At 50.1% G+C, this 13,054-nt stretch carries 14 protein-coding genes and 5 tRNA genes; 3 read left to right on the top strand and 16 right to left on the bottom strand.

Annotation, left to right across the window (positions count from 1 at the left end; all coding sequences use genetic code 11):
* Positions 1 to 5: 5 nt before the first annotated feature.
* From LDO05_RS04585 to LDO05_RS04550, 8 genes are all read right to left on the bottom strand, one after another.
* Positions 6 to 88, bottom strand: a tRNA-Leu gene (locus LDO05_RS04585).
* Positions 89 to 102: 14 nt separating this feature from the next.
* Positions 103 to 178, bottom strand: a tRNA-Lys gene (locus LDO05_RS04580).
* A 103-nt stretch (positions 179 to 281) separates the two neighbouring features.
* Positions 282 to 356: transfer RNA gene (locus LDO05_RS04575), tRNA-Glu, on the bottom strand.
* A 238-nt stretch (positions 357 to 594) separates the two neighbouring features.
* Positions 595 to 686, bottom strand: a tRNA-Ser gene (locus LDO05_RS04570).
* A 9-nt stretch (positions 687 to 695) separates the two neighbouring features.
* A tRNA-Asn gene (locus LDO05_RS04565) sits at positions 696 to 771 on the bottom strand.
* 366 nt (positions 772 to 1,137) lie between these two features.
* A complete protein-coding gene (locus tag LDO05_RS04560) occupies positions 1,138 to 1,440 on the bottom strand; it encodes a putative quinol monooxygenase (RefSeq protein ID WP_251377733.1) in 303 nt (100 codons plus the stop codon).
* Positions 1,441 to 1,567: 127 nt separating this feature from the next.
* Entirely contained in the window at positions 1,568 to 1,813 is a 246-nt protein-coding gene (locus LDO05_RS04555; protein ID WP_251377732.1) for a hypothetical protein, read from the bottom strand.
* A gap of 63 nt (positions 1,814 to 1,876) precedes the next feature.
* Positions 1,877 to 2,338, bottom strand: a complete 462-nt coding sequence (locus tag LDO05_RS04550) for a SprT family protein (RefSeq protein WP_251377731.1) — start codon at positions 2,336 to 2,338, stop codon at positions 1,877 to 1,879.
* Positions 2,339 to 2,426: 88 nt separating this feature from the next.
* Between LDO05_RS04550 and LDO05_RS04545 the strand changes: the two genes are divergently transcribed.
* Together LDO05_RS04545 and cmpA are read left to right on the top strand one after the other, a co-directional pair.
* Positions 2,427 to 2,786 (top strand): hydrolase/acyltransferase, encoded by a 360-nt coding sequence (locus LDO05_RS04545; protein WP_251377730.1) that lies wholly within the window; start codon positions 2,427 to 2,429, stop codon positions 2,784 to 2,786.
* A 71-nt stretch (positions 2,787 to 2,857) separates the two neighbouring features.
* Entirely contained in the window at positions 2,858 to 2,992 is a 135-nt protein-coding gene (gene cmpA / locus LDO05_RS04540; protein WP_251377729.1) for a cortex morphogenetic protein CmpA, read from the top strand.
* Positions 2,993 to 3,154: 162 nt separating this feature from the next.
* Here cmpA and LDO05_RS04535 read toward each other — a convergent pair whose 3' ends face one another.
* From LDO05_RS04535 to LDO05_RS04505, 7 genes are all read right to left on the bottom strand, one after another.
* Entirely contained in the window at positions 3,155 to 5,365 is a 2,211-nt protein-coding gene (locus LDO05_RS04535; RefSeq protein WP_276575550.1) for a Tex family protein, read from the bottom strand.
* A gap of 140 nt (positions 5,366 to 5,505) precedes the next feature.
* On the bottom strand, positions 5,506 to 5,856 hold the full coding sequence (locus LDO05_RS04530) for a type II toxin-antitoxin system PemK/MazF family toxin (RefSeq protein ID WP_127199609.1): 351 nt from the start codon (positions 5,854 to 5,856) through the stop codon (positions 5,506 to 5,508).
* Positions 5,857 to 5,858: 2 nt separating this feature from the next.
* A complete protein-coding gene (locus tag LDO05_RS04525) occupies positions 5,859 to 6,140 on the bottom strand; it encodes a CopG family ribbon-helix-helix protein (protein WP_276575549.1) in 282 nt (93 codons plus the stop codon).
* A gap of 232 nt (positions 6,141 to 6,372) precedes the next feature.
* Positions 6,373 to 7,569: an alanine racemase gene (alr, locus tag LDO05_RS04520; protein WP_251377728.1), complete on the bottom strand. Its 1,197-nt coding sequence runs from the start codon at positions 7,567 to 7,569 to the stop codon at positions 6,373 to 6,375.
* Positions 7,570 to 7,802: 233 nt separating this feature from the next.
* The gene (locus LDO05_RS04515) at positions 7,803 to 8,951 is read right to left on the bottom strand and encodes an outer membrane lipoprotein-sorting protein (protein WP_251377726.1); all 1,149 of its coding nucleotides are present in this window, start codon (positions 8,949 to 8,951) and stop codon (positions 7,803 to 7,805) included.
* Positions 8,952 to 9,176: 225 nt separating this feature from the next.
* Positions 9,177 to 9,434, bottom strand: coding sequence for a hypothetical protein (locus LDO05_RS04510; RefSeq protein ID WP_251377724.1), 258 nt, complete (start codon positions 9,432 to 9,434; stop codon positions 9,177 to 9,179).
* 118 nt (positions 9,435 to 9,552) lie between these two features.
* Positions 9,553 to 10,746, bottom strand: coding sequence for an acyltransferase (locus tag LDO05_RS04505; protein ID WP_251378606.1), 1,194 nt, complete (start codon positions 10,744 to 10,746; stop codon positions 9,553 to 9,555).
* A 180-nt stretch (positions 10,747 to 10,926) separates the two neighbouring features.
* On the opposite strand from LDO05_RS04505, the gene LDO05_RS04500 reads away from it, so the two are divergent.
* Positions 10,927 to 11,496, top strand: coding sequence for a thymidine kinase (locus LDO05_RS04500; protein WP_251377722.1), 570 nt, complete (start codon positions 10,927 to 10,929; stop codon positions 11,494 to 11,496).
* Between the two features lie 96 nt (positions 11,497 to 11,592).
* Here LDO05_RS04500 and LDO05_RS04495 read toward each other — a convergent pair whose 3' ends face one another.
* The gene (locus LDO05_RS04495; protein WP_251377720.1) at positions 11,593 to 12,984 is read right to left on the bottom strand and encodes an MFS transporter; all 1,392 of its coding nucleotides are present in this window, start codon (positions 12,982 to 12,984) and stop codon (positions 11,593 to 11,595) included.
* Positions 12,985 to 13,054: the final 70 nt, after the last annotated feature.

Genomic DNA, 13,054 nt, shown 5'->3' with positions numbered 1-13,054 from the left:
ATTGATGCGGTCGAGAGGACTCGAACCTCCACGGGTATACACCCACTACCCCCTCAAGATAGCGTGTCTGCCATTCCACCACGACCGCATATGAAATTAAAATGGTGAGCCATGAAGGACTCGAACCTTCGACACCCTGATTAAAAGTCAGGTGCTCTACCAACTGAGCTAATGGCTCTCACTAAGAATTCTTCGAACGAGACTGCGATGTATTCCTTCCGAAGCTGATGCTCCGACGAACCCTGATGGGTTCTCATCCCCGATTAAAGCTGTAATGAAAGTGGTGACCCGTAGGGGATTCGAACCCCTGTTACCTCCGTGAAAGGGAGGTGTCTTAACCCCTTGACCAACGGGCCATATCTAAGTTTCTTCAAGTCGTTCTCGTGTGACAACAAAAATGAGTATATCAAAAACAAATTAGGCTGGCAAGCTTTTTTTTTCAAAAATAATATTTCGTTAAAGGGATGCATAAGATCTGTCCTCCAGCATTGGCCATATCAACAACGGTTAGGACAACAACGGTTAGGACCACAAAAAAGAGGCTTCTGAAATTCAGAAGCCCCTGTTCTTATGTAGATCATGTTATGTGAATGATGGCGGAGAGAGAGGGATTCGAACCCTCGCACCACTTACGCAGTCTAACCCCTTAGCAGAGGGTCCCCTTATAGCCACTTGGGTATCTCTCCAAATAGAAATGGCTCCCCGAACAGGACTCGAACCTGTGACAACTCGATTAACAGTCGAGTGCTCTACCAACTGAGCTATCAGGGAACAATAATTTATACTTCAATTAATTTATCATGATGATTTAACAAAGTCAAGAATTACAGGATAAGAACTTAATGGAAATATTATTTAAACTTGTCAGGAAAGACCCAGCCCCCAGGCCAGGTCTTTGTGGTGGCAACTCAGGAATCCTTTCTGTGGCGATCCAGACCGATAATCATAATGATGAGCACGAGCAGTTGAATAAGCAGTTCAGCACTCATGGTGCCTCTCCTCCATTCCATCCGCAAAATACTCCTTCGGTCCAGTTCTCCTCTCCCCAGGGGTGTTCCTTGTCGTTCCCACTACCATATATATGTAAGACATGCCCACTTATGAGCATACGAGTTATTTCTTATGTGAAAAAGCATCCTAAATCCCTTTGCCGCCTAGCGGGCTAAGTTTAATTTGCTCTATTCCGGTGATCAACTGTTTTGCTTTCTCAATTAGCGCCTTTACCTCCTCTAAAATAAGCGATGCTTGATGGGCTGACGGACTGATCCATATTTCGGTCACCCATACGCCATTTGGGTCATTATCCGGAGTGTTGACGACATATAGAATGCAGCCCTCCACGGATTCCATCCCGCCTGCGGCTTCAAGCAGCATCTCAACCAAGGATTCACGTTGACCTTCCTGAGTCGTGAATTTTGTATATAATCCGAATTTGCTCAAACTCTAATCCCCCCACAAGTAAGTAACATTTGATTGATACTACAGTCCTCTATATTCGATGCCAGGCTCTCACATTCCTTGCAGATCAGATAGCCTGAAACGCTAATTAAATAAGTGAGCCTGAGAATTATCCATGAATGAGTGAAAAGTGATCCTGTAAAAGCATTGCGTTACAGCCAAAATAAAAAGAACCCTCATCTCCGCCTCCGGAAACCTGGTTCTTATGTTTGATCATATACATTTTCTCATGCTTGGTCTTGGTCTTCCTTGTTCTCATATCTGTGAAGACAAATAGGCTTCTTCCAGCCTCAGGGTTGCGTCTGCCTTCACGGCTCAGCTTGTCTCTCTGCTTCTTGGCATTTGATTTGGCCAATGGAATCACTCCTCATTCTTGAATTCACCTCAAGTATATCACGGGCGATCATTACTGAGAATATTACAGCTCTGCCATCTTCAAAGTCCCGGCGCATCTGCCGCAGCGGTAGCGGCCAGGATCAACCTTTCGCTTACGCAAATATTCCGTCCGGCAGCGCGTGCAGACGAGCTTATAACGGTATGGCTGCGGTCTTCGGCCGGAGGTACCCGGCAGCGCCTGGCAGTAGCGGCTTCCCTTGACTTGGTGAAGCAGGGCTTTGAACTCGGGATCCTTATGCTGATAGCCTCTTCCGGCTAAATGTAGATGATAGTGGCACAGCTCATGCTTGATGATCTTCTCGACTTCCTCTTTTCCAAAGGCTTCAAGTTGATGAGGATTGATATCAATATGATGGGTTCTCATGAAATATCTCCCGCCAGTCGTTCTAAGCCGGGCATTGAAGGAAGCCTTATGCCGAAACGGCAGGCCAAAGCTGTGCAGGGATATCTCTTCTACCCATGCCTGCAGCTCATCGTTTGTCACAGGTATCATCTCTCCTTTGTACTTGAATTTTAACTTCTGATTAGGCTACACTGTCAAGTAGGAATCACTTGGAGGGAGTCACCCATTTATGCAGACTATGCGTTATGTCATTTTACAATTAAATCATGAACTGCAATTCGTGGAAATGCCTGCGGATTACGCGTATCAGCTAAGCGCTTTGAACCTTCGTCTTCATAAGGAGATCGCCAAGCTGACCGCTGAGCAGATCCCGGCACTTCCCAAGGCGGTTGCCGAGTGCGACCGGCTTGATCTGCTTGAAGAGACAAGCCGGATTACCAGCGGACTTGACTACATCAACACTCTGGAAGCTTCTTTCTCTTCGATCAAAGAGAACAGCTATCCGCTCATTTCGCTGCTCACCGAGATCCGCGCTCTTCAGGCCCAGCTCGAGCAGTGGTACGAGGAAGAAGCTGAACAATCGGTGTAGGACCTGCACACTTCCGGGCTTCTCCCCATATGCTATGCATATTAAGGGAATCCGACAGGAGGGTGAGCCTTTTGCCGAAATGGCTCTGTAATCAGATCATGCGGGCTTTTCACAAGAAGGACCGGCGCCAGATCAGACTGCTGAACGAGTGCTGGTTCTTCTACTACAACCGTTCCGAAGACAACCATAAGGCAGGTCAGCTGTAGTCATCCACAGCTCCCAAGAAGCCATCTCTAATGCCGTTTCGGCCTTAGCGGTGGCTTCTTGTCTTGTGGGAGAGGTACAAAGGGCGGCTAAGCACACCATCACAAAAAAGGCTGTCCCCGGCAGACCACCTGCCTGAAGACAACCTTCTGTGTGCTTATATTCTAGTTCTTCTCAGGCTCACGCATTGTCAGGCCGACCCGGCCTTTCTTCACATCCACGTTCAGAACCCAGACAGTAACATTGTCACCCACGGATACGATGTCCATTGGATGCTTCACATAACCGCTGCTGAGCTGCGAAATATGAACTAGCCCATCGCTCTTGATCCCGATATCCACGAATGCGCCAAAGTCAATTACATTACGGACCGTACCCTGCAGCTTCATACCAGGGACGAGGTCCTCAATCTTCAGCACATCCGTACGGAAGATTGGCAGCGGCAGCTCTTCACGGGGATCCCGCCCCGGACGCTGCAAGCTCTCCAAAATGTCCTTAAGTGTGGGCACACCCACGCCAAGGCTCTCTGCAAGCGGCTCAGGCTGGAGACTCGACAGCTGGGCAGCGACTTCCTTGGAGCCCAGCTGCTGCGGCTCGATATTCAGCTCCTTAAGCAGACGGTTGACCACTGAATACGATTCCGGGTGAATCGGTGTACGGTCAAGCGGATCGCTTCCCCCAGGGATACGCATGAAGCCGATGCACTGCTCATACGTCTTGGCGCCAAGACGCGGAACCTTCTGAAGCTGCTTGCGGTTCGTGAACTTGCCGTTCTCTTCACGGAACTTCACGATGTTCTTCGCCGTTGTGGCATTAACACCAGAGACATAGGACAGTAGTGACGGCGACGCGGTGTTCACATCCACACCAACATGGTTAACCGCGGATTCAACCACCGTCTTCAGGCTCTCTTCCAGATGCTTCTGGGAGACATCATGCTGGTACTGGCCGACTCCAATGGCCTTGGGATCGATCTTGACGAGCTCAGCCAGAGGGTCCTGCACACGGCGAGCGATAGAGACCGCGCTCCGCTCCGCGACGTCGAGCGCCGGGAATTCCTCCTGCGCGAGCTTCGATGCGGAGTAGACGCTTGCCCCGGCCTCGCTGACGATCAGGTAAGCGAGCTCCTGCTCCTCACGTTCGGCGATGATCTCGGCGACGAACTGCTCGGATTCGCGAGAAGCCGTTCCGTTCCCGATGACAATGAGCTGGATGGCGTACTTATCAATCAGCTCATTGAACTTGGCGGCAGCTTCGCGCTTCTTGTTGTGCGGCGGTGTCGGATAGGTCACCGCCACCTCCAGCAGCTTGCCCGTATCATCGACGACGGCAAGCTTACAGCCTGTCCGGTAGGCGGGGTCCACGCCCAGGACGTTCTTGCCCTTCACCGGAGGCTGCAGAAGCAGACTGCGAAGGTTGCCTGAGAAGATAGAGATGGCCTGGTTCTCGGCCTTCTCTGTCAGCTCGGCTCTAACCTCACGCTCTATGGAAGGAGCAATCAACCGCTTATAGGCATCCTCAATTACTGTATGAAGCGCAGCTTCCACCGGGGAACGTCCTTTAATAATTTGTCCGGCAATATACTTATGAACCGGCTCAGCCGGGACATCAAGCGAGACCTTCAATATATTCTCACGCTCGCCACGGTTAATCGCCAGAATACGGTGAGGCGGCATCTTCTTGGCCAGCTCCCGGTAGCTGTAGTACATCTCATAGACCGTTTCCTGTTCCGCATCCTTCGCCGCTGTATCAATCATGCCATGATCGAACGTATATCTCCGTACCCAGGCCCGAACCGCAGGATCATCGGCAAGCGTCTCAGCCACAATATCCATAGCTCCCTGCACGGCTTCCTCTGCGGATGCCACTCCCTTATCCTCGCTGACATAACCCGCAGCTTCCGCAAGCAGGTCACCCTGCTTGGGCTGGGATAAGAGCCACTCAGCCAAGGGCTCAAGCCCCTTCTCCTTCGCCACGCTCGCACGCGTCTTGCGCTTCTGGCGGTAAGGGCGGTAGAGGTCTTCCACCTCCTGCAGCTTGCCTGATTGCTTGATCGCAGCGGCCAGCTCTTTCGTAAGCTTGCCCTGCTCATCAATAATCCGGATGACTTCACGCTTGCGCTCTTCCAGGCCGCGCAGATAGGCTGCCCGTTCTTCAATATTTCGAAGCTGGTTCTCATCCAGCTCTCCCGTCATTTCCTTACGGTAGCGGGCGATGAACGGAATGGTATTCCCTTCACCCAGCAGCCCGATCGTTGTGCGTATTTGCTTCACGGAGATTTGCAGCTCCCCCGCAATCTGCTGTACGATCCGTTCCTGCTCTTCCGCTTGCACTACATGTGGCGCACCTTCCACCAACGTCTCTATGTCAGACAAATCCAATCCCTCTTTCTCTAAACTATATGTAGCTTATTATCACAAACTTCAGCCTATATTGCCAGTTGCCTAATGCCCAAATAATAAAAAATGCGCCCAAGTCTCCCCGGCGCACCTCTTACAATCAGGTCATGTTTTAGTTAGAAATCAATCAGTCCCACACTGATAAGCAGTGACTCATCCACCTTCTTCATCGTCTCTTCATCCAGATGGGTGATCTTGTCAGTCAGCCTTTGCTTGTCAATGGTTCGTATCTGCTCCAGTAGAATGACGGAATCCCGGTCAAACCCGTGCGTAGCCGCTTCAATCTCAACATGAGTCGGCAGCTTCGCCTTCTGAATTTGAGCCGTAATCGCAGCAACTATGGCCGTTGGGCTGAAACGGTTCCCGATATCGTTCTGGATAATCAGCACCGGTCTGACTCCTCCCTGCTCGGAACCTACAACAGGTGAGAGGTCAGCAAAAAACACGTCACCGCGCTTCACGATCATGTTCACACCCCGCTTACTAGCCGGTCCAGAGTGCTGTCCGCATCTTCCTCCGCATGGAACGCTTCAGAGGCCATGGTCAGGTTAATCTTCGCCATCTCCATGTAACCGCGCTGCATGGACTCACGGATATAACGCTTCTTCCGCTCGTTCAAGTAGAGCTTCATTGCCTGCCTAATAAGTTCACTGCGGTTGGAATTCTCCAGAGCTACAATCCCATCCACCTCTTGCAAAAGATAATCTGGCAAGCTGATCATGATTCTTTTGGTGCTCTGCATATTGGCCAATTACTTTACACCCCCACAAACCTTCGACCTTCTTCCCTAGGACCAGTATAGCATTATCCAAGGAAATTTATACAAAGGAATATATGCTCCCTGTATATCAAGTATGCTGCATTTCATTATAAACGGAAACTACAATGGCGTACATACCATTTGTCATTTTCCAATTACTTGATATATTCGGGATGGACCGCAGCAATTCCTTCATGTAGTTAAAAATTATAGGGTTGTAAAGTTAATTCTGGCTATATGCAACCAGCGGATTCACCTTGAGTTCAGGCACACCTGAACGGGTGTAGAGCCGCGGTATACGATGAGCTAGCATGCAGATAATCTCGTAATGGATGGTACCGAGCTCAGAAGCCAGCTCGCCCGCGGTAATCGTCTCCCCGCGCTGCTGACCTATGAGGACAACCTCTTCTCCAGCTTGAATTTCCTCTGCCATACCGGCAAAAGATTGCAATGATACCATACACTGGTCCATGCAGATTGTTCCAACGACAGGAACGCGGCATCCGCGTATCAGAACCTGCGCTTTCCCCGTCAGCATACGTGAATAGCCATCTGCATAACCGATCGGGAGCGTACCAATCAGCTCCTCGGATTCAGTTATATAACGTATTCCATAGCTTACACCTGAGTGCGGGGGCAGCGTCTTAACGAAGACTACCTGTGTTTTCAGTGTTAATACCGGGCTTAGCTTCACCTTAGTCTGCTCGACCTCATCTGAAGGATACAGACCGTATAGAGAGATACCTATACGAACCATATCGCAGGAGATCTGCGGCATATCTACGGCGACAGCACTGTTGCCCGTATGTATGATCGGGATCTCATAACCTTGCTCCCGCAGTGCTTCGCACGCGCCCTGAAAACGCTGGTACTGCTCCAGTGTATAAGTTTTATCTTCCTCATCTGCCGTTGCAAAGTGGGTAAATAAACCTTCTACCTCCACATGCGGCACGGCCATCGCTTCACCGACAAATCGGATAAGCCGCTCGCCGGGTAACAGCCCCAGCCTTCCCATTCCTGAATCCACTTTGATGTGGACCTTGAGCTTATGCGGGAATGCGTGAGACTCCAGCTCCTGAATGGCTGTCAGCACATCTTCACTGAACAGGGCAATCGTTACATCGTTCTCCCAAGCCGCCCGAATACCATGTACAGGCACATATCCCAGTACCAGAATCGGCATGGTTATACCTGCCTGCCGCAGCTCCAAAGCTTCGTCCAGAAATGCCACGCTCAGATAGTCAGCGCCCAGACGCTGCATTTCCTTGGATACTTGCACTGCTCCATGGCCGTAAGCATTAGCTTTGACACAGGCCAAAAGCTTCATACCCTCAGGCAGCGCCCGGCGGAACGCCAGGTAATTGGCTTCCAGCGCATCCAGATCAATTTCAGCTTGGGTGGGTCGATAGTTTACTTGCAATGAGGTCACCTTCTCTAATGTTTGAAAATCCACTCTTGTCTTCCCAGACCACTTCAGAACAACAACACAATAAACTAATGTTAATGGTCGAGAGGGTGGCTGTCAACGCGATAGAGCAACCTTTTTCTGCAAGTGAAACCCGCTTTAATCAGCAGATATAAAAAGAGGACGGATGGACGGTGTGAAGGGGAGAATATCCATTATCCCTTCAGCCGTTATCCGTCTATCCACTATTATTTACCCGTTTGATCCTGCATAGAAGCGGCAATCTTGATCATTTCATGTGCCGGAAGATTGTTGCTGGTAAGATTGAATTCAAGACCGTCCACCGTCCAGGCCAGATTCTGCGTCTCTTGATCCGAACCGGTCAAGTATCCCCACGTGAAGCCGAGATCAATGACCTGGCCATTTGCCGCAAGCGATACCGAACGGTCTGCCGCTCTGCCTTCGGTCAGCGTGTATTGGTACGCCCCATCATAACGAAGAAGCACCGCACTGTTCTCACTTCCCTCGATGACCTTCTCCTCTTTCTTGACTACACCCTCAGGAAGATAGGTCGGCATAATGACTCCGAAGGCTTCATTCATCGCAGGAAGCTTGACGGAATCCTCAGTTCCCTTGTTGTTCTCAGGCTCTGCGGCTGTATCCTTGGCACCGCCGGACACATCTGCCTGGCCAGGATCTTGAGTCTTCTCAACCAATTGTCCGTTCTCATCCACCTCCAGAATAGTGCCCTGGGAGTTCAGTGTCGAAGCATTCAGATTCTGCTGCATATCAAATGCTTTCTTATCAAAGCCGGCGTCGAATTTGAACTTGTCAAATTTCACTTCAACTACCACATTGGCGTTCGAATCCGAGACTTGGACCTGCTTCGGCGCATAATCCTTCTTGTTCAGCCAAATCTTCTGGCGCACCAGGGTCTGGGTATTATAATTGGCTGCCACATCAAAGACGTAGCTGTCCTTGTCATCCACGAATTGGCGGGATGTATCGTTCAGAATGCTGCGAACAAGAGTCTGATACAGGTATACCTGCCCCTGATTCTCCGGCCAGTCGCTCTGGAACCGGAAGCTCTTGTTCAAGCTGGGTGTGAGCACATACACACCCTGATCATTGCGGAGCACGATCTGGGTCACGTCCCTCTGCGCATTCGTTAACGCTATCCGGTAATAAGACGGGTCTTGATACCATACTTCAACCCGGTATTCCTGAGGCTTATCACCCGTGTGGAGGGTCATCGTTCCCGATCCTTTATAACTTTCCATTTTCGTGACGGCTTGATCCAGATCCTTGACAACATCAGCAGAATTCTTCGGTCCGCAAGCAGCCAGCAGCATGCTGAAAGCTATCACCATGGTTAGCACCCATGTGATTCGACGCATGGTATCATCCCCTTAGCCCATATGAATTTTCCTAAACTTGATACATGTCTATGTGGGAACTTGGACGATTATGCGGACATGTTTGACAAGCTGAGGCTTCACGGTGGTCTGCAAAAAAAGAAGCCATGATGGCTTCCATTCATTATCCATATCAAATTTCTGCCGCCCTTGGCAGCTGCAGGCCCGTATATATGACGAATCGTTCACAGAACAACCAAAGAACAATTAGAAGCGTCTTCTTCTCCTTGGCCGTTCGAGCAAGATAATGGCAAGCAGGTCAAACAGGACAAGCGGCAGAATCAAAGGTGCGAACGTGACATGGGCCTTCGTATCTCTGCCGTGAAGTGAGGAGGTATTTAAGTACAGCCGCTTGCCGGATACCTTCACAATGGTACCGTACAGGACACTGCCTGTCTTGGTCTTTATCTTGACCCGCTTGTTCAAATACTTGCGGGCTTTCGCTTGATTGGACAGCTTCGCCAATTTTATTCACCTCCATAGGTTCATGACTCAGCTTACGCAGCCATTAGCCTGATGGTGTGGGCCTGTCAAACAAGGTCTCCCAATACGGGAAAAAACACGTGGTTTGCAAGGTTCCCCTTTACGAGGTCATGCCCGCCTTCTGGTCCGTCGGATGCCTTATCTTCGCTTTCCGCGGTATGTGGACGCCTACGAGCCATTTGCCAAAAGGCAGACGCGCAAGCAGCCAGGTGAAGAGACAGCACATCCCCATACATAATAGAAATGCGATTATGGTTCGAACCGTTGTACTCCATTCTGCGATCAAGCTGCCTTCCAGCGTATAAGCAATCCGCAGCACGCCCGCGTGCATCAGGTAAGCTCCGTATGACAGCATGCTTATTCGGGTAAGCATCCGCAGCAGAAGCGGACTACCGCTGCTCTTCAGTGCCATCGCGATCCGGTAGAGCACAAATATGGAACTAGTCAGGAAAATAACCATGAGCGGCTGCAGCAGAGCGATTCCGTTGAAATGAATATGGAGACCGTCCTCCTGCTGAAAACCATCCACCAGCTGATAGAAAAAGTAGGCCGTGAAACCGAGAAATACCGGCCAGTAGAAATATCGTCCCTGTCTGACCCACAACTGCCACCTTGCTACATTCATCCCGGCAGCCGCGCCTAACAGGAAATAAAATAAATAGTACAATACATTCCGGTCCGCATAAGTGGTGAACAGAGGCGTTAGCACAGGAATATCTGCCGCCCTGAACAGACCTGCGATCATTCCAATAAGCGGCATTAATCCTATATAGGCCGCCCCTGCCGCGAACACTGCCCACGGGCGAACCGATGGGCACAGACTGTCAGTTAGTCTCCGAAGACCGCGCCGGAACAGCGGGAACAGGAGATAGAACTGAACTATCATGAACACGTACCACAGATGGAAGCTTGATTTGCCCGTGATTAACCGCTCCCCTGCGGCTAACAATTCGTGCAGCCCGGCTCCCGGCAGAGCATGGTTCAACCACATATAAAATACGGACCAGGCAAGGAATGGGGCTCCGATATCCTTGATTCTTTTCCCCAGAAAGGATCTGTAATTCAACTGTCCATCATAATTGTAGAAGAGTACCATTCCCGTAATAAAAATAAACACAGGCACAGCAAACTTCGACAAGATCACGAGCAGCGCAAGCAGCGCTCCATCAGCAAGTCCGGTCTCCTTGAGGTAGCCATAATGGGCAACGGCATGCTGGAACACAACCCCCGCAAAAGCAAACCCCCTGAGGAGTTCAATTTCTAGTATTCTTTCTTTCTTCACAATCTGAGTCATCACACTCTCCTATTCTTCCTCCTGAATTCATTTACCCATTATATCAGGATTATTCCAGCTTCAAGCTCTTCGAATATAGGAAAATAATGTGCGAGGTTCTAGCTTACAACTACATTGACTTACGCCAAGCTTGCCTATTATGCTTAATAGATATTTTTAGCGGGGAAAGGAACATGCATCTTGGCACAGTTATACTTCAAGTACGGAGCAATGAACAGCGGCAAGTCCATTGAGATTCTAAAAGTAGCCCATAATTATGAGGAACAGAACAAGCCTGTTCTGATCTTCACGCCGGCGATCGACACCCGCGATGAGATCGGGTTCGTGTCGTCCCGGGTCGGCATGCGCAGAGAAGCTATCCCGATCTATGAGGACACAGATATATTCGGAATCGTGAAGGAGCATACACCCAAGCCGTACTGCGTACTGGTGGATGAGTGCCAGTTCCTGAAGAAGGAAGGCATCATGCAGCTGGCCCGTATCGTGGATGAGCTGGATGTGCCCGTAATGGGGTTCGGGCTTAAGAACGACTTCCAGAACCACTTGTTCGAGGGCAGTGAGCAGATGCTCATCTATGCGGATAAATTAGAAGAGATGAAGACGATATGCTGGTTCTGTGAACGCAAAGCCACCATGAATCTGCGGGTGGAGAATGGCAAGCCCGTATACCGCGGCGAGCAGATCCAGATTGGCGGCAGCGAGGCCTACTATCCGGTATGCCGCAGATGCCATGCGAATCCTCCGTTATAGACACAAATGGGTGCCCAGTTCCTATGAACTGCGGGCACCCATTTTGTGTAGTCTGAAAGATTAGCGAAGTTGACACTGTTACGCCTCCATCGTGGGTTAATGCGACTCTGGAGCATATCCGGTCTTATTTTGCCGGAGATTCATTACCAACAGAGACAAGGCAGTGAGCGCGAGAATCACTCCCAGCCAACGAAATCCCTGAAAGCTGAACTCCCCTCCCATAACGACACCGATTAACAAGGAAGAGAAAATAGTTCCCAGATATCTGGAGGTATTGAATAGTCCGGAGGCTACGCCGATGATTTCTTTGGGCGAGCTCTGGAACAAGGCGGCCTGCATGCCGACATTGTTCAGCCCGTTGCTAATACCGAAAGCGGCCAGGACCACACACACGCTGATCATAGGGGATGCTGGATGCAGGGTAACTATCCATACAGATCCCAAAGTCATCAGAATGGCGGATACGAACAAGGCCGGCCGGGGGCCTGACTTATCAATCCATCGTCCAGCCAGCGGTGAAGCTGCCAGCGAGCACAGACCCAGGGTCAGCATGAGAATTCCTGTGTGGAACTCACTGACATGCCGCACGGTCTGCAAGTAGGACGGGAACCCGAAGAAGAGCGAGTAGTACAGCAAATTAACTAGGATATACTGTACATTGATGAACGTCATCACAGGGTGCTTGGCGAATGTGCGTAAAGGAATAAAAGGTGAGTTCGTTCTCAGCTCATGTTTCACGAATGCCCATAAGGCCGTGACGCCGATCAACAATGCGGTCAGATTCCCTGATGAGATTTGCAAGGATGATTTGACGGACAGTAACCCGGTGAGCAGGGCAACCAGTCCGACTGTGAAGAGCAGGATGCCTGCTGCATCTATTAAATCAAGCCATTTTCGAAAAGACATGCCCCCTTTAGTCACAAATGCTGATTGCTCTTCCTTTGGAATCGTCCTCCAAGCAAGCAGAAAGCTCGCCACTACAAACGGAATATTGATCAAAAAGATAGCCTGCCAATCTCCCAAGTAGAGCAGCATCCCCCCTATAAAAGGTCCCATAGCCGCAGCTCCCGATAGAAATATAGACAAGACTGACAGCGCAGCCGCCTGTTTGTGTGTAATATGAACCCGGATAATGGCCATTCCAACCGCAACCATCATGCTTGTACCGATCGCCTGTACGATACGCATTACAATCAGCATGCCAAAGTAGGGTGACAGCGGAGTCAATGCAGACGCCGCGAAGGAAATAACAAGACCGGCTAGAAATATCGGTCTCCGGCCGAATAAATCGCTGGCCTTGCCCATGACGGGTTGGGCGATGGCACTTGCAATGTAGAAAGATAATATAATCCAGGATGCTTCCATAAAGTCGAGCTTGAACACATTTTGCAAATCTGGCAAAGCCACTGAAACCATTGAGGAATTCAGCGGGTTAAGCAGAACCCCGAGACACACAGAGATCAATAACCACTTGCCGCTAGCATTCATTGCTGCTCCCCCTTTGTCTATTGTGATGTCATCATACTTCGAAGGATTTATTTATTCCAACGCATTCTAT

The organism is Paenibacillus sp. YPG26, assembly GCF_023704175.1.
In the GTDB taxonomy this organism is placed as follows: Bacteria; Bacillota; Bacilli; order Paenibacillales; family Paenibacillaceae; genus Fontibacillus.
Note: the sequence above shows the minus strand (reverse complement) of the source record. Positions and strands in the feature narration are given on the sequence as shown.